The following is a 14,712-nucleotide window of genomic DNA, read 5'->3' on the forward strand; positions in this document are numbered from 1 at the left end:
GGTCGCCGCAACCCGAACCTCACCAGCGTGGGACCGGCGGCGCGGTCCACCACGGCCGCGCCACCCGCATCGCCGCTACGTCGTCACGCTCGCGCATCGCGCCGTCGTCGTCGAGCCATCGCCTGTGCAGGGCGGCCAGGCGCTCGCGGTCGAGCTCGACGCCGAGACCCGGGGCGTCGGAGACCGTCAGCCGGCCGTCCCGGAAGACGTGGCGGGTGGTGATGACGTCCTCGGTCTGCCACGGGTAGTGGCTGTCGCAGGCGTAGCCGAGGTCGGGCACGGTGGCGGCCACGTGGGTCATCGCGGCGAGACTGATACCCAGGTGCGTGTTGGAGTGCATGGACAGCCCGACGCCGAACGTACGGCAGATCGCGGCCAGCTCCCGGGTGCGGTGCAGCCCGCCCCAGTAGTGGTGGTCGCAGAGGACGACCTGCACGGCGTCACCGGCGAAGGCCGCGGGGACCTCGGCGAGCGTGGTGACGCACATGTTGGTGGCCAGCGGCACGTCCGTGCCCGCGGAGACGGCGGCCATGGCCCCCGTACCGCTCGCCGGGTCCTCCAGGTACTCGATCACGCCCCTGAGCCGCTCGGCGACGTACAGCGAGGTCTCGACGGACCAGGCCCCGTTGGGGTCCAGGCGCAGCGGCTGCCCCGGGAACGCCTCGGCGAGCGCCTCGACCGCGGCGATCTCCTGGCCGGGCTCGAAGACGCCGCCCTTGAGCTTGAAGGAGGAGAAGCCGTGCTCGCGGGCGAAGCGCCGGGCCTGGGCGACGACTCCGGCGGGGTCCAGGGCGGCGCCCCAGTCGTCCCGCTCCCCGGCCCCGGGGTGGGCGGCCCAGCGGTAGAAGAGGTAGGCGCTGTATTCGACGGTGTCCCGGACCTTGCCGCCGAGCAGGGCGTGCACGGGCAGGCCGAGGGTCTTGCCGAGCGCGTCCAGGCAGGCGACCTCGAAGCCGGAGACGACCGAGAGCCGCAGTTTGTCCACGGTCCGCACGCCGCGCAGTCCGCCCGCGTCGACCCGCTCGTCGGTGGAGCGCGGGTCCCCGCACACCTGGTCGGCCAGGGTGAACAGGCCGTTCACGTCGCTGACCGCGCGGCCGGGCATGGCCTCCGCGAGCGGCCGGGCGAGGTCGAGGTACGCGCTGTCGCCGTACGTCTCGCCGATGCCCGAGACCCCGCCGCGTGTGACGACTTCCACGACGAGCCGCGGGGTGTAGGGCTGATGGACGCCCTGGGTGTTGAGGAGTGGCGGGTCGGCGATGAGGATCGGGGTGAGGCGGACTTCGTCGATCAACAGGGCTGTATCCATACGTGGACACTATTCACGTACACAGCCGGACACCAGAGGCCGGCAGGGATTGCGCACGGGTCGGCGGCCACCGATTCCGGGAGCGCACTGGACGACATACCGACTGGTCGGCATCATGGGCACCGATTGTTCCGACGCCCCGGAGGTGCGCACCATGAGCTCAGTCCACCCGCCAGGTCTCGACCCGGACCTGCTGCGCGGCCATCTCGACCGCGAGCGGCCGGGGCTGGTGAGCGGACCGCTCGAAGCGCGGCTGATCGAGGGCGGGCGCTCCAACCTCACCTACGTCGTCAGCGACGGCGTCCGCCGGTGGGTCGTCCGCAGACCTCCGCTCGGCCATGTCCTGGCCACCGCGCACGACATGAAGCGTGAGCACCGGGTGATCAGCGCCCTGCACCCGACCGCCGTGCCGGTGCCCGAACCGGTCCTGCTGTGCGAGGACCATTCGGTCATCGGCTCCTCCTTCTACGTCATGGAGTACGTCGAGGGGACCCCCTACCGCACCGCCGAGCAGCTCGCCCCGCTCGGCGCCGACCGCACCCGGGCCGCGGTCCTGGGCCTCGTGGACACCCTGGTGGACCTCCACGCCGTGGACCCCGGTGCCGTGGGGCTCGGTGACTTCGGCCGCCCGGAGGGCTTCCTGGACCGGCAGCTGCGCCGCTGGGGCAAGCAGCTGGACGCCTCCCGCAACCGCGAGCTGGCCGGGATCGACGAACTGCACTCCGCGCTGGGCCGCACGCTCCCCGACTCCCCCTCGGCGACCGTCGTGCACGGCGACTACCGCCTGGACAACGTCCTGATCGGCCCGGACGACGACATCAGGGCCGTCCTCGACTGGGAGATGTCGACCCTGGGCGACCCGCTGACCGACCTGGGCCTGCTGGTGATGTACAGCTCCGACCTCGATCTGCCGGAGTCCCCCGTGTCCACCACCAGCGGCGCGGCCGGCCATCCCACGCCCGCGGAGCTGATCGAGCGCTACGGCGCCCGCTCCGGCCGGGACACCTCCGCCATCTCCTGGTACACGGCGTTCGCCTGGTTCAAGCTCGCCGTGATCCTGGAGGGCATCCACTACCGCTACACCCTGGGCCAGACCGTCGGCGGCGGCTTCGACCGCATCGGCGGCCTCGTCCCCGTCTTCATCGAACACGGTCTCACCACCCTCCAGGAAGGCTGAGTTACGCCATGGACTTCGCATTCGACGCCCGTACCGAAGAGCTGCGCACCCGGCTGCTCGCCTTCATGGACGAACACGTCTATCCGGCCGAGAAGACCGCCGAGGAGCAGCGCGCCGAGCTCGCCTCCCCCTGGGACACCCCGCGGATCGTGGAGGAGCTGAAGGCCGAGGCGCGCAGGCAGGGGCTGTGGAACCTGTTCCTGCCGGATGCCGGGTACGGCGCCGGGCTGACGAACCTCCAGTACGCGCCGCTCGCCGAGATCCTGGGCCGCAGCCCGCAGCTGGCGCCGACCGCCCTCAACTGCGCGGCGCCGGACACGGGGAACATGGAGGTGCTCTTCCAGTTCGGCACCGACGAGCAGAAGAAGCGGTGGCTGGAGCCGCTGCTCGCCGGGGAGATCCGCTCCGCGTTCGCGATGACGGAACCGGACGTCGCCTCGTCGGACGCCACGAACATCGAGACCCGGATCACGCGGGACGGCGACAGCTACGTCATCAACGGGCGCAAATGGTTCATCTCCGGGGCGATGAACCCGGACTGCGCGGTCTTCATCGTGATGGGCAAGACGGACCCCGAGGGCACGGACATCCGGCGCCAGCAGTCCCAGATCCTCGTCCCGCGCGACACCCCGGGGCTCGAAGTGCGCCGCGCCATGCGGGTGTACGGCTACGAGGACCACTCCCACGGCGGTCACGCCGAGGTGGTGTTCAAGGACGTGCGGGTGCCCGCGACCAACCTGATCGGCGAGGAGGGCGGCGGCTTCGCCATCGCCCAGGCGCGGCTGGGCCCCGGCCGTATCCACCACTGCATGCGGCTCATCGGGATGGCCGAGCGGGCCATCGAGCTGATGTGCAGGCGAGCCGTCGCCCGTACGGCCTTCGGCAAGCCGCTCGCCGAGCAGGGCGTCGTCCGGAACTGGATCGCGGACGCCCGGGTCACGGTGGAGCAGCTGCGGCTGCTCGTGCTGAAGACGGCCTGGCTGATGGACACCGTGGGCAACCGCGGGGCCCATACCGAGATCCAGTCGATCAAGATCGCCACCCCGCGGGCGGTGGTCGGCATCCTCGACCAGGCGGTGCAGCTGTACGGCGCCGGCGGTGTCAGCCAGGACTACCCGCTCGCCGAACTCTGGTCGTCCGCGCGGACGTTGCGCCTGGCGGACGGTCCGGACGAGGTGCACCAGCGGTCGCTGGCGCACCGCGAGCTCAAGAAGTACCTCTAGGCCGCCGTCCGGGGAGGCGCGTGGCGCGCGCGTCCCCGGACGGACCGGTCAGAAGGTGAGCTTCCAGCTGTCGACGTATCCGGTGTCCTGCGCGGCCACGTCCTGCACGCGGAGCCGCCAGGTGCCGTTCGCCGCCTCGGCTGAGGCGTTGACCGTGTAGTTCGCGATCACGTTGTCGGCCGAGTCGCTGCTGCTGGAGTTCTTCAGCCGGTACGCCGTGCCGTCCGGCGCCAGCAGGTCGACGACCAGGTCACCCCGGAAGGTGTGCTTGATGTCCACGCCGACCTGGAGGGCGGCGGGTGCGTTGCCGGTGCGGCCCGAGACGGCCAGCGGCGAGGTGACCGCGGCCCCGTTGTCGGGCACGCTCACATCGGTGGTCGTGGAGTAGACGTCACCGGGCGGCGGGGTGACCGTACCGGCGGAGAGGGTCCAGACGGCGTGGGCGACGGCGTCGCTGTTGCGGTTCAGGGCGGTGTCGTTGATGTTGGCCGTGGTGTCGCACGAGGAGTGGTAGCAGCGGTCGAACGCCTGGCCCGCCGTGCCGCCCCACTTCTGGGCCTGCGCGCTCGACTTCGTGTTGCTCGCCCCGGTGAACAGACCGCCGACCGGCACGCCCGCGGTCTTGAAGGGGGCGTGGTCGGAGCGCCCGTCGCCCTCCGTCTCGATCTCGGTGGGTACGGACAGACCGGCGAAGTAGTCCTTGAAGGTCTTCTCGATGACGGGGTCGTCGTCGTAGACGAAGTAGCCGGCGTTCGGCGAGCCGATCATGTCGAAGTTGAGATAGCCGCTGAGCTTGGAACGCTCCGAGAGCGGCAGGCTGTTGACGTAGTGCTTCGACCCGATGAGCCCCAGCTCCTCGGCGCCCCACCAGGCGAACCGCAGGTGCTTGTCCGGTGCCAGCTGGGCGCGCGAGACGGCGAGCGCGGTTTCGAGCACGGCGGCGGAGCCCGAACCGTTGTCGTTGATGCCGGCGCCCGAGGACACGGAGTCCAGGTGCGAGCCGGCCATCAGGACCTTGCTGGGGTCTCCGCCGGGCCAGTCGGCGATCAGGTTGTAGCCGGTGGCTCCGCCGGAGGTGAACTGCTGGAGGGCCGTGGTGTATCCGGCCGCGTCGAGCTTGGCCTTCACGTAGTCGACGGACGCCTTGTAGCCCGCCCTGCCGTGCGCCCGGTTGCCGCCGTTGGCGGTGGCTATGGACTGCAACTGGGTGAGGTGGGCCTTGACGTTGGCGAGCGGGATGTCGGGGGCGGCGGCGGCCCGGGGGGCCGCGGCCCCGCTGGGGTCCGCCGCCTGCGCCGCCGGGGCGGCGGTGGCGAGCAGGGCGACGAAGGCGAGTGCGGCGGCTGCCCGGGATCTGCGCAGCGCGAAGCGGTTGGGGCTCATGTCGGGCTCCGGATTCCGTTCGGGGACTGACGGAACGTGCGGGGGGTGACCCGGGCGCGGTGTGCGCGTCCGGGTTCAGGAGCTACTGGTGCGACGTGCGTGACCGATGGTCAACCGCGTGACCGTACACCGTCAAGAGCGGGAACCGGACATGGCCGTCCGATAAACGGACCGTGCACTCCCCGGGACCGGGAAGCGCACGGGAGACGTACGGACGGGAAGGACGGGTGGAAAGGGCGGGCGGAAAGGGGCGCGCCTACGGGCGCAGGGCGCGCAGCAGCAGGTCCGCCAGGTGGCCGGCGACCTCCTGCTGGCTGAGCGGGCCGTCCGGGCGGTACCAGGTGGACAGGTGGTGGACCGAGCCGAAGTGGTAGTCGACCACCAGGTCCGCCGGAGTCGCCGTGGAGAAGACCCCGGCCTGCTGGCCCTCCTCGATCAGCGCCCGGAAGCGCTCGTGGTAGCGGCGCCGCTCCACGCGTACCTGCTTGTTCTTCTCGGGGCTCAGGTGGTGCATCGAGCGGAAGAAGATCGAGGCGTCGTCCAGATTCTCGATGGTGGTCACGACCACGTCGGCCGCCGCGTCCCGCAGACGCCGCTCGACCGGCGCGTCGGCGTTGGCGAAGGCGTCGAGCCGCTCCTGCTGGAGCCGCAGCACCCGGGCGTACACCTCGTGGAGGAGGTCTTCCTTGGAGCCGAAGTAGTGGTAGAGCGCGCCCTTGGTGACTCCCGCCGCCTCGACGATCTCCTGGACCGACGTGCGGTCGTAACCGCGCTCGGCGAAGAGCCGGGTGGCGGCGGCCAGCAGCCTCTGGGGGACGGGGGTGCCGTCCCCGTCCGTCGCCTTGGCCATTGCCGCCACCTGCCTCTCGTACGCACGCGTGAACTGTTCTAGCGGGGGGAACGCAGTTCCCGCCTCAGGATCTTCCCACTAGCCGTCTTGGGCAGCTCCGTCAGGATCTCCACCTCGCGCGGGTACTTGTACGCGGCGAGCCGCTCCTTGCAGTACGCGCCCAGCTCGTCCGGGGCCACCTCGGCCCCGGACGCAGGCTGACGTAGGCCCGGACGGTCTCACCCCGGTAGGGGTCGGGGACCCCCACGACGGCTGCCTCGCGGACCGCCGGATGGGTGTGGAGCACGTCCTCGACCTCGCGCGGCCACACCTTGAAGCCCGAGGCGTTGATCATGTCCTTCTTGCGGTCCACGACGTAGAGCCAGCCCGCCGCGTCCATGAACCCGATGTCCCCCGTGCGCAGTTCGCCTTCGGGGAAGGCGGCGGCGGTGGCCTCGGGGAGGTTCCAGTACCCGGAGACGACCTGGGGCCCGCGCACCGCGATCTCGCCCTGTTCCCCGAAGGGCACCTCCTGGCCGCTCTCGTCGAGAATCCGGACGACGGTGTCCGGCCCCGGGACGCCGACCGAGAGCGTGCCGGACATCGGGTCGACAGGCGCCTCGCGCTCCGGCGGTACGGAGGCGCAGGGGGCCGTGCACTCGGTGAGGCCGTAGCCGTTGCGGATGTACGGGCCGAAGCCCGCCCGGAACCTCTCCACCAGCGCGGGCGGCAGCGGGGCGCCGCCCGACGAGATCATCTGGAAGGAGGCGAAGTGCTCGGGCGTCACGCCGGGGTGGGCGGCGAGCGCCATGAACGCGGTCGACGGGCCGACGGTGTAGGCGGGGCGGTGCTCGGTGAACGCTTCCAGGACGACGCTCGCCTCGAAGCGGTGGGCGAGGACCAGGGTGCCCGCGTTGGAGACGCAGGCGGCGAGCTGGCACACCATGCCGGTGATGTGGAAGAGCGGGGCGAGCGCGAAGTAGGCGGAGCCCTCCGCGACGGGGTGCCCCGGCGCTGCCGCTCGGCGTTGACCATGATGTTGCCGTGGGAGTTCATGGCCCCCTTGGGGGTGCCGCTGGTCCCTGAGGTGTAGCTGATCAGTGCCACGTCGGCGGCGCCGAGCTCCCGGCCGGCCGGGGTGGCGAGCCCCTGGCGGGCGACGGTGACCAGGTCGTCGGCCCAGTCGTCGCCGCCCGGCGCGGGAAGGCGCTCGAAGCCGAGGACACGGGGGTCGTTCCTGGTCTGGAGGTCCAGCTCGCAGGCGGTGACGGCGATCCGTACGTCCGGGGCCGCCTCGGCGGTGGCCCGCAGACCGGACCCCCAGGCCCGGTCCGAGCAGACCAGCGCGCTCACCCCGGCGTCCTTCAGTACGTGGCCGACCTCGCCGGACTTGTACATCGGGTTGAGCGGGACGACGGTGGCGCCGGCCTTCCAGGCGCCGAGCAGCGCGATGACGAACTGCGGGGTGTTCTGGAGCATGATCGCTACGCGGTCGCCGCGCCGCAGCCCGCGGGCCGCGAGGTGCCCGGCGACGGAGTCGGAGAGCGCGTCCGTCTCGCGGTAGTCGAGGCGCCCGTCGAAGTAGACGAGTGCCGGGTGCCCGGGTGCGCGGGAGGCGGCGGCGCGGAACGCGTGCACCAGCGTCCGGGCGGGGCTCACCGGGGCGCGCTGGGCCTCGCTGAGCAGGGCGAGCCACGGCTTGGCCGCGTAGACCGACTCGCTCATGTGCCCGTTCCCTCCCACTTCCGCTGGAGGTGGTTCATGCTGCCGAGCCAGTGGTCGGGGTCCTTGGCGCGGGCCCGGTAGTAGCCGGCCACCTCCGGGTGCGGCAGGACGAGGAAGCGGTCCTCCTCGATGGCGTCGAACAGCGCGTCGGCGACGGCCTCCGGCTCGATCGCGCTGGGGGCCAGCACGAGCTCGCCCGCCGAGCCGGCGCGGGTCAGCATGTCCGTACGGACACCCTGGGGGCAGATCGCGTGGACCTTGATCCCCGGTGCCGGTAGGTCAGCGAGAGCCACTCGGCGAAGGCGACCGCGCCGTGCTTGGAGACGCTGTACGGGGCCGCGCCGATCATCGTGAGCAGCCCGGCGGCGGACGCGGTGGACACGAAACGGCCGCTGCCGCGCTCCAGCCACTCCGGGAGCAGCGCCTTCGCCGCGCGTACGTGGGCCATGACGTTGACGTCCCAGGCGGCGGCCCAGACCTCCTCGTCGGCGAAGGCGTCCCCGGGCGAGGCGAGGCCCGCGTTGGCGCAGTAGACGTCCACCGTGCCGTCGAGCGCGTCGCGGGCGGCGTCCACGATCCGCGAGGCGTCGCCCGCCACCGGGGTGGCGCCGGTCTCCTCGGCGAGCGCCGCGATCCGGCCGAGGTCGAGGTCGTTGACGACCACCCGCGCACCCTCCGCCGCGAACCTGCGGGCCAGGGCGGCCCCGATGCCGCCTCCGGCCCCTGTGACCACCACTCCAGCGCCCTGCACCGTGCTCATCGGACCCCGCCTCTCTCAGCCGACTTCACTGGCAGACTAACCAGTCGGTATGTGATCCGGGAAGGGGTAGGGATCAGGACGGGGAATCTGCGCGGGTCCGGGTCGTTCCGTGCGGCCCGCGCCCGCGCTAGCGTGCGTGACCATGACAGTCGGCGCGATCATGGAGGTTGACGGATGAGCCTGTCCAGACGTGGTTTGCTTCAGGCCGGCGGTGCCGTGGGAGCCCTCGCGGCCACCGCGGCCGGGACCGGGAGCGCGGCCGCCCGCACGGGACAGGGTGCCGGGCGCGGCGGGGTCCGTACGGGCTTCGACCGGCTCGCCGCCGACGGCTACCGGCTGCTGAGGGGGCAGAAGGTCGGTGTCGTCACCAACCCGACCGGGATCACCTCGGACGTGCGCCACATCGTCGACGTCATGCACCCCGACGACCGGGTGAACCTGACGGCGGTCTTCGGCCCCGAGCACGGTTTCCGGGGCACGGCGCAGGCGGGCGGCTCCGAGGGCCGCTACGACGACCCGGCGACCGGGCTGCCCGTCTACGACACGTACCTCAAGAGCGGCCAGGCCCTCGCCGACATCTTCACCGCGTCCGGCGTGGACACGGTCGTCTTCGACATCCAGGACGCGGGCGCCCGCTTCTACACGTACATCTGGACGCTGTACGACTGCATGCAGTCGGCGGCCCTGGCGGGCAAGCGGTTCGTCGTGCTCGACCGGCCGAACCCGGTGAGCGGCCGGGCCGCGCTCGGACCCGTCATGGAGCCGGCGTTCGCGACGTTCGTGGGCCGCCGGGAGATCTCCCAGGCGCACGGCATGACCGTCACCGAGCTGGCCCTGCTGTTCAACGCCGAGTTCCTGGCGGAGCGGCCGGTGGAGCTGGACATCGTCACGATGTCCGGGTGGCGGCGCTCGGACTTCTTCGACGAGACCGGGCTGCCGTGGGTGCCGCCGAGCCCCAACATGCCGACGCCCGAGACGGCGCTCGTCTACTCCGGGACGTGCCTCTTCGAGGGGACGAACCTCTCCGAGGGGCGGGGCACGACCCGCCCCTTCGAACTGCTCGGCGCCGAGGGCGTCGACCGGCGCTGGGCCGCCGCGGCCAACGCGCTGGAGCTGCCGGGGGTGGCCTTCCGCGAGTCCTACTTCGCGCCGGTGTTCTCCAAGTTCCAGGGCAGGACGGTCGGGGGTGTGCAGGTGCACGTCCAGGACCGGGCGGTCTTCGACCCGGTCCGTACCGGCATCGCGCTGCTCGTGACGGCGAAGCAGTCCTGGAGCGGCTTCGCCTGGCGCGCGGACAACTGGATCGACAAGCTGACCGGCAACACCAGGGTCCGCACGATGATCGACGCGGGCGCGGACACGGACGAGGTCGTCGGAGCCTGGGAAGCGGACCTGGCGGCGTTCCGGGCGACCCGGGCGCAGTACCTCCGGTACCGCTGAACCCGGTCCGCCGGGCGGGTCCGCGCACCGGACCGCCCGGCGGTCTCACCCTCCGCCGTCTCACGTACTGGACACCCCACTTTTGGATGGAGCCGAACGGGGCAGCCGTACGTCTCATGAGGTGACGCCGAAGTACTAGCGACGGAGGTGGCGGCCATATGGCCGGTTTCCGGAGTCTTGCGAGACAGGTTCGCGACCCGCGGGGCGATCTGGCACTACGAAGGTACTCACTGCGGAAGTGCCTGGAACGATTCGCCCCCTACGGCCACCGCGCGACCTGGGACCATCTGTGCGCCCGGCACGGGATCGAACCCGAGGACAGGGCCCCCGACCCGGCGCGGCTGGAAGGCGCGCTGAAGGAACTGGAGGAGGCGCGGGCCGTCTGGCTCGCTTACGAGTCGGGGTTCGCCGAGCGGCGGCGGCGGGAGAAGCGCCAAGGGCTGCGCCGCCCGGCCTCCTTCGACGACTGGCACCGGCGGACCTGGGGCGGCAACGGGGTGGCGCGCTGCGAGGACCCGGGCGTCCATCCCTCGGAGCCGCTCGCCGAGGTGCTCGGGCGGTTGATCTCGGCCCTGGGGTCGGAGCCGGGCACCGCCTGCCCGGTCTGCGCGGAGCCCGGCATCGCCTGGCGGCAGGAGCGGGCGCAGGAGCCGTGGTCGGGTCCGGTCTGCCGCGGCTGCGGGATCGTGGTGCCGCAGCCCGTGCTGACGCCGGGGGCGCTGGCGAAGGCCAGGCGGGTACGGCTGCGCACCCTGGCCTCGGCGGCCTGACCACACGGCGCCGGGCCCCGCTCAGGGCCCGGCGGCAGCCGTCCGCTACGGGCGGCCGTCGTCCGCGGCCGTGGTCCGCTTCCCGCGCTCCGGCATCAGGCGGGAGCCCGCCATCCGCTCGCCGGAGATGTCGTCCGGGTTGGAGAGCACACAGGCTTCCAGCGAGAGGCAGCCGCAGCCGATGCAGTCGGTCAGGTGGTCGCGGAGCTGGCCCAGCCGCTTGATGCGCTCGTCCAGTTCGGTACGCCACGCCTCGGAGAGCCGCGCCCAGTCGTCGCGGTTGGGGGTGCGCTCCTCGGGCAGTTCGGCGAGCGCGTCCCGGATGGTGGCCAGCGGGATGCCGACGCGCTGGGCCGCGCGCACGAAGGCGACGCGTCGCAGCGCGTCCCTGGTGTAGCGGCGCTGGTTGCCGCTGGTACGCCGGCTGCTGATCAGGCCCTTGGCCTCGTAGAAGTGCAGGGCCGACACGGCGGCGCCGCTACGCGCGGAGAGCTGGCCGACCGTGAGTTCGTTGAGTGTCTGCGGGATCTGTGGCACCTCTGGACCCTACTGGGCCTCCGTTGACAGGAGAGCACTCACCCAAGGATGCTGAGCAAGCGCTTAGACATCAGGGGCGCGCCGAGGCAGCGAGCCGGAAGGCAGGAACCAGGAACATGGCAGAGCCGAAGATCTTCACGTCCGCACAGGAGCTGCGCGACGGAGTGGGTGAGGAGCTGGGCCACAGCGAGTGGCTGGAGATCGAGCAGAAGCGGATCGACCAGTTCGCCGAGGCCACCGGGGACCACCAGTGGATTCACGTGGACCCCGAGCGCGCGGCCGCCGGACCGTTCGGCACGACGATCGCCCACGGCTATCTGACTCTCTCGCTCCTGCCCGCGCTCGTCCCGCAGATCATGCGCGTCGAGGGCATGAAGATGGGCATCAACTACGGCACCAACAAGGTGCGCTTCCCCTCGACCGTCCCGGTGGGCTCACGCCTGCGCGCCACCGCCGTGCTCAAGAGCGTCGAGGAGGCGGGCGGCGGCGTACAGGTCACCGCGGTGGTCACCGTGGAGCGCGAGGGCGCGGAGAAGCCCGCCTGCGTCGCGGAGTCCGTTTCCCGCTACTACTTCTGAGCCGCGACCATCCGCAGGACGAGGTCGGCGTAGAGCGCGCCGACCTCTTCGGGCGTCCTGCTGCCCTGGGCGTTGAACCAGCGCGCCACATCGATGCAGAGCGACAGCACGGCGAGCGTGGTGCCGGGGACGTCGGGGACGTCGAACTCCCCCGCCGCCACGCCCTCGCTGATGATCCGGCGCACCACGGCGTCACTCTGTCTGCGCAGCTCGATGATCTCGGTCCGGTGCTCGTCGGAGAGCGCGTCCAGCTCGTACTGCACGACGCGTGCCGTCGTGTACCGCTCGGCGTGCCAGCGGACGAAGGACCGCACCGCCCCGGCGAGCCGTTCCGCCGCGGGAGCCTCACCGCCGGCCTCGGCCTCCAGGAGCGCGAGGGCACGGTCGTGGCCGATCCTGCTGATCCGGTGGAGCAGCTCTTCCTTGGTCTTGTAGTGGATGTACAGGGCGGCCGGGCTCATCCCCGCCCGGCCCGCGATGTCGCGGGTGGTCGTCGCGTGGTACCCGCGCTCGGCAAAGGCTTCGACGGCGGCGACGAGAAGCCGCCGTGCCGCCTCGGGCGTGACCTCGCCCCACGGCGCGTCCTCGCCGGTCTCCTCCGCCGTGCTCATCTCCACTTGCCCCTTCCATCGGCAGGACGAACACCATACCCCGATCCTGAGCAAGCGCTTAGGGTCTGGTGCGTCAGGGGGTCCGGAACGGGTCGTGCTCGGCGAGGATCTTCTCCAGCCGCGCCTGGTCGACCCGGCTGACCAGCTGACCCGCTTCCTGACGGTCCCTGATGACCTTGGCCAGAGTGAAGCACGAAGTGACGAGGTAGAGGACGCCGATGGCGAGGAAGGCGCGTACCCAGCCATCCGCGTCGAGGAAGAAGATTCCGAGGGCCACCGAACCCATCGCCACCCCGAAGGAGGCTACGGCCTGACCGTAGAAGGCCGTGGTGCCCTGCTGCTTGACCGACGTCGTCTCACTCATGCGCCCAGCTTGGGGCGTCGTGAGGCGGACCACATCGGTCCGGGTACTCAGCACGGTACTCAGACGGCCGTTCGAGCGGCGGACCGGCGGTCAGAAGGCGGAGACCCCGGTCAGCGCGCGGCCGATGATGAGCTTCTGGATCTGGCTCGTGCCCTCGTAGAGCGTCATCACGCGGGCGTCCCTGACCAGCTTGCCGACCGGGTACTCGTCGACGTAGCCGTAGCCGCCGAAGACCTGGAGGGCGTTGTTGGCCGCCCGGACGGCCGCCTCGGAGGCGAAGAGCTTGGCCGTGGAGGCGGCGGTGGCGAAGTCCTGGCCCCGGTCGACGAGGTCGGCGACCCGCCAGGTCAGCATCCGGGCCGCGTCCACGTCCACGGAGATGTCGCTGATCAGCTCCTGGACCAGCTGGTAACCCGCGATGGGCCTGCCGAACTGCTCGCGCTCACCCGCGTAGCGCACGGCCGCGTCCAGCGCGGCCTGGGCGATGCCCACACAGCCCGCCGCGACCGACATCCGGCCCTTGGCCAGCGCGCTCATGGCGATCGAGAAGCCCTTGCCCTCGGGACCCATGAGCGCGGATGCGGGCACCCGGACGTTCTCCAGGACCAGTTCCGCGGTGGCCTGGCCGCGCAGGCCGAGCTTGCCGTGGATGGTGCGGCGGGTCAGCCCGGGTGTGTCGGCGGGCACGAGGAAGGCGGAGACGCCCTTGTGCCCGGGGGTGTCGTTGGTCCGCGCGAAAAGGAGCACCACGTCGGCCCAGGTGCCGTTGGTGATGAACATCTTGGTGCCGTTGATGACGTAGTCGCCGCCGTCGGCCACGGCCTTCGCCGCCAGGTTCCCGGCGTCGGAGCCGGTGCCCGGCTCGGTCAGCCCGAAGCAGCCGATCGCCTCGCCGGAGGTGAGGCGGGGCAGCCACTGCCGCTTCTGCTCCTCGTCACCCCAGGAGGCGATGGTCTTGGCGACCAGGCCGAGGGAGACCGAGACGATGCCGCGCACCGAGGAGTCACCGCGTCCGAGCTCCTCGGTGACCAGGCAGTACGCCAGATGGTCGCCGCCCGAGCCGCCGTACTCCTCCGGGACGGTCAGCCCGAGGAAGCCGAGGGCGCCCAGCTTCCGCACGATCGACCTGTCGACGTTCTCGGCCCGGTCCCACTCCACGACGTGCGGGGTGATCTCGCGCGCCACGAAGTCCACGGCGAGCCGCCTGACCGCTTCCTGCTCCTCGCTCAGCTCCAGGTTCATCCTGTGCCACTCCACTTAAATTAGCACTGCTAGTTTCTTAGGGGCAGGCCCTACTATGTGCCGCATGGCCCGACCGCGCAAGCCCCTCCTCAGCAGAGAACGCATCATCGAAGCCGCGAGCGCCCTCGTGGACTCCGAGGGGCTCGGCGCCGTCTCGACCCGGCGCCTCGCCGCCGGACTCGGGGTCAGCGGACCCTCGCTCTACAACCACTTCCGCAACAAGGACGAGATCCTCGACGCGGTGGCCGACAGCGTCTCCGCACAGGTCGACCTGTCGATGTTCGACGAGTCCGACTCCCGGGACTGGGCCGCCGCGCTGCACGACTGGGCGGTCTCCTACCGCGCGGCGCTCGCCGCGCACCCGCACATCGTCCCGGTGCTCGCCCAGGGCCCCGGCCGCCGCCCGGCCGGTCTGCGGGTCGCCGACGCCGCCTTCGGCGGCATGGTCCGCGCGGGCTGGCCGCCCGCCCAGGCGACGTACATCGGCGCCCTGATGCGGTACTTCGTCACCGGCTCGGCGCTCGGCTCCTTCGCCCGCGGGTTCGTCGACGACGAGACGGCGTACGACCCCACCGACTACCCGCACCTGGGCCAGGCGCACCTGCTCGCCGACCGCCGCCAGCAGGTCGACGAGGGCGCCTTCGAGACCGGCCTGCGGGCCCTGCTCGACGGCCTGGCCCTCCAGTACGAGCAGATGGTGCGCGGGGGCGGCCCGGTCCGGCGCACACCGAACCGCGGCTGACGCCCCGGCACACCGGGGTGCC

The 14,712-nt window shown here is 71.6% G+C and carries 13 protein-coding genes and 2 pseudogenes; 6 read left to right on the plus strand and 9 right to left on the minus strand.

All coding sequences use genetic code 11. The annotated features are described in order from the left end of the window. Positions 1 to 19: 19 nt before the first annotated feature. Positions 20 to 1,309 (minus strand): enolase C-terminal domain-like protein, encoded by a 1,290-nt coding sequence (locus Sfulv_RS04845; protein ID WP_173311835.1) that lies wholly within the window; start codon positions 1,307 to 1,309, stop codon positions 20 to 22. 154 nt (positions 1,310 to 1,463) lie between these two features. On the opposite strand from Sfulv_RS04845, the gene Sfulv_RS04850 reads away from it, so the two are divergent. Together Sfulv_RS04850 and Sfulv_RS04855 are read left to right on the plus strand one after the other, a co-directional pair. Beyond that, positions 1,464 to 2,486 (plus strand): phosphotransferase family protein, encoded by a 1,023-nt coding sequence (locus Sfulv_RS04850; RefSeq protein ID WP_173311838.1) that lies wholly within the window; start codon positions 1,464 to 1,466, stop codon positions 2,484 to 2,486. Between the two features lie 8 nt (positions 2,487 to 2,494). Next, positions 2,495 to 3,709: an acyl-CoA dehydrogenase family protein gene (locus Sfulv_RS04855; RefSeq protein ID WP_173311841.1), complete on the plus strand. Its 1,215-nt coding sequence runs from the start codon at positions 2,495 to 2,497 to the stop codon at positions 3,707 to 3,709. Between the two features lie 48 nt (positions 3,710 to 3,757). Here the strand turns inward: Sfulv_RS04855 and Sfulv_RS04860 are convergent, their stop codons facing one another. From Sfulv_RS04860 to Sfulv_RS04875, 4 genes and pseudogenes are all read right to left on the minus strand, one after another. Then, a complete protein-coding gene (locus tag Sfulv_RS04860; RefSeq protein WP_173311844.1) occupies positions 3,758 to 5,092 on the minus strand; it encodes a M28 family metallopeptidase in 1,335 nt (444 codons plus the stop codon). A 256-nt stretch (positions 5,093 to 5,348) separates the two neighbouring features. Further along, a complete protein-coding gene (locus Sfulv_RS04865) occupies positions 5,349 to 5,942 on the minus strand; it encodes a TetR/AcrR family transcriptional regulator (protein WP_173311847.1) in 594 nt (197 codons plus the stop codon). Between the two features lie 38 nt (positions 5,943 to 5,980). Further along, a pseudogene (locus Sfulv_RS04870) lies at positions 5,981 to 7,646 on the minus strand (class I adenylate-forming enzyme family protein). Further along, a pseudogene (locus tag Sfulv_RS04875) lies at positions 7,643 to 8,406 on the minus strand (SDR family oxidoreductase). Before Sfulv_RS04875 ends, Sfulv_RS04870 begins: the two co-directional pseudogenes overlap by 4 nt. Positions 8,407 to 8,580: 174 nt before the next feature. Here Sfulv_RS04875 and Sfulv_RS04880 point away from each other — a divergent pair. Together Sfulv_RS04880 and Sfulv_RS04885 are read left to right on the plus strand one after the other, a co-directional pair. After that, positions 8,581 to 9,846, plus strand: a complete 1,266-nt coding sequence (locus Sfulv_RS04880; RefSeq protein WP_173311850.1) for an exo-beta-N-acetylmuramidase NamZ family protein — start codon at positions 8,581 to 8,583, stop codon at positions 9,844 to 9,846. A 158-nt stretch (positions 9,847 to 10,004) separates the two neighbouring features. Continuing rightward, the gene (locus tag Sfulv_RS04885; RefSeq protein WP_173311853.1) at positions 10,005 to 10,616 is read left to right on the plus strand and encodes a hypothetical protein; all 612 of its coding nucleotides are present in this window, start codon (positions 10,005 to 10,007) and stop codon (positions 10,614 to 10,616) included. A gap of 45 nt (positions 10,617 to 10,661) precedes the next feature. Here the strand turns inward: Sfulv_RS04885 and soxR are convergent, their stop codons facing one another. Further along, positions 10,662 to 11,153 carry a redox-sensitive transcriptional activator SoxR gene (soxR, locus tag Sfulv_RS04890; RefSeq protein WP_173311856.1) on the minus strand — a complete coding sequence of 164 codons (492 nt, stop codon included), beginning with the start codon at positions 11,151 to 11,153 and terminating at the stop codon, positions 10,662 to 10,664. 116 nt (positions 11,154 to 11,269) lie between these two features. On the opposite strand from soxR, the gene Sfulv_RS04895 reads away from it, so the two are divergent. Next, positions 11,270 to 11,731 carry a MaoC family dehydratase gene (locus Sfulv_RS04895; RefSeq protein ID WP_173311858.1) on the plus strand — a complete coding sequence of 154 codons (462 nt, stop codon included), beginning with the start codon at positions 11,270 to 11,272 and terminating at the stop codon, positions 11,729 to 11,731. Here the strand turns inward: Sfulv_RS04895 and Sfulv_RS04900 are convergent. The 3 genes from Sfulv_RS04900 to Sfulv_RS04910 form a co-directional block, all read right to left on the minus strand. Next, the gene (locus tag Sfulv_RS04900) at positions 11,722 to 12,342 is read right to left on the minus strand and encodes a TetR/AcrR family transcriptional regulator (RefSeq protein ID WP_173311862.1); all 621 of its coding nucleotides are present in this window, start codon (positions 12,340 to 12,342) and stop codon (positions 11,722 to 11,724) included. The two genes, Sfulv_RS04895 and Sfulv_RS04900, sit on opposite strands and share 10 nt — an antisense overlap. Positions 12,343 to 12,415: 73 nt before the next feature. Beyond that, complete coding sequence (locus Sfulv_RS04905; protein ID WP_173311865.1) at positions 12,416 to 12,706, minus strand: YiaA/YiaB family inner membrane protein; 291 nt, start codon at positions 12,704 to 12,706, stop codon at positions 12,416 to 12,418. A gap of 90 nt (positions 12,707 to 12,796) precedes the next feature. Then, positions 12,797 to 13,948 carry an acyl-CoA dehydrogenase family protein gene (locus tag Sfulv_RS04910; protein WP_173311868.1) on the minus strand — a complete coding sequence of 384 codons (1,152 nt, stop codon included), beginning with the start codon at positions 13,946 to 13,948 and terminating at the stop codon, positions 12,797 to 12,799. A 64-nt stretch (positions 13,949 to 14,012) separates the two neighbouring features. Here Sfulv_RS04910 and Sfulv_RS04915 point away from each other — a divergent pair, with 64 nt between their 5' ends. Beyond that, positions 14,013 to 14,690, plus strand: coding sequence for a TetR/AcrR family transcriptional regulator (locus tag Sfulv_RS04915; protein WP_173311871.1), 678 nt, complete (start codon positions 14,013 to 14,015; stop codon positions 14,688 to 14,690). Positions 14,691 to 14,712: the final 22 nt, after the last annotated feature.

It is taken from the genome of Streptomyces fulvorobeus (assembly GCF_013167895.1).
GTDB lineage: Bacteria > Actinomycetota > Actinomycetes > Streptomycetales > Streptomycetaceae > Streptomyces > Streptomyces fulvorobeus.

Coding starts and splice junctions, on each gene's coding strand:
- Sfulv_RS04845 (WP_173311835.1), bottom strand. CDS start 1,309: ATGGATACAGCCCTGTTGATCGACGAAGTCCGCCTCACCCCGATCCTC.
- Sfulv_RS04850 (WP_173311838.1), top strand. CDS start 1,464: ATGAGCTCAGTCCACCCGCCAGGTCTCGACCCGGACCTGCTGCGCGGC.
- Sfulv_RS04855 (WP_173311841.1), top strand. CDS start 2,495: ATGGACTTCGCATTCGACGCCCGTACCGAAGAGCTGCGCACCCGGCTG.
- Sfulv_RS04860 (WP_173311844.1), bottom strand. CDS start 5,092: ATGAGCCCCAACCGCTTCGCGCTGCGCAGATCCCGGGCAGCCGCCGCA.
- Sfulv_RS04865 (WP_173311847.1), bottom strand. CDS start 5,942: ATGGCCAAGGCGACGGACGGGGACGGCACCCCCGTCCCCCAGAGGCTG.
- Sfulv_RS04880 (WP_173311850.1), top strand. CDS start 8,581: ATGAGCCTGTCCAGACGTGGTTTGCTTCAGGCCGGCGGTGCCGTGGGA.
- Sfulv_RS04885 (WP_173311853.1), top strand. CDS start 10,005: ATGGCCGGTTTCCGGAGTCTTGCGAGACAGGTTCGCGACCCGCGGGGC.
- Sfulv_RS04895 (WP_173311858.1), top strand. CDS start 11,270: ATGGCAGAGCCGAAGATCTTCACGTCCGCACAGGAGCTGCGCGACGGA.
- Sfulv_RS04900 (WP_173311862.1), bottom strand. CDS start 12,342: ATGAGCACGGCGGAGGAGACCGGCGAGGACGCGCCGTGGGGCGAGGTC.
- Sfulv_RS04905 (WP_173311865.1), bottom strand. CDS start 12,706: ATGAGTGAGACGACGTCGGTCAAGCAGCAGGGCACCACGGCCTTCTAC.
- Sfulv_RS04910 (WP_173311868.1), bottom strand. CDS start 13,948: ATGAACCTGGAGCTGAGCGAGGAGCAGGAAGCGGTCAGGCGGCTCGCC.
- Sfulv_RS04915 (WP_173311871.1), top strand. CDS start 14,013: ATGGCCCGACCGCGCAAGCCCCTCCTCAGCAGAGAACGCATCATCGAA.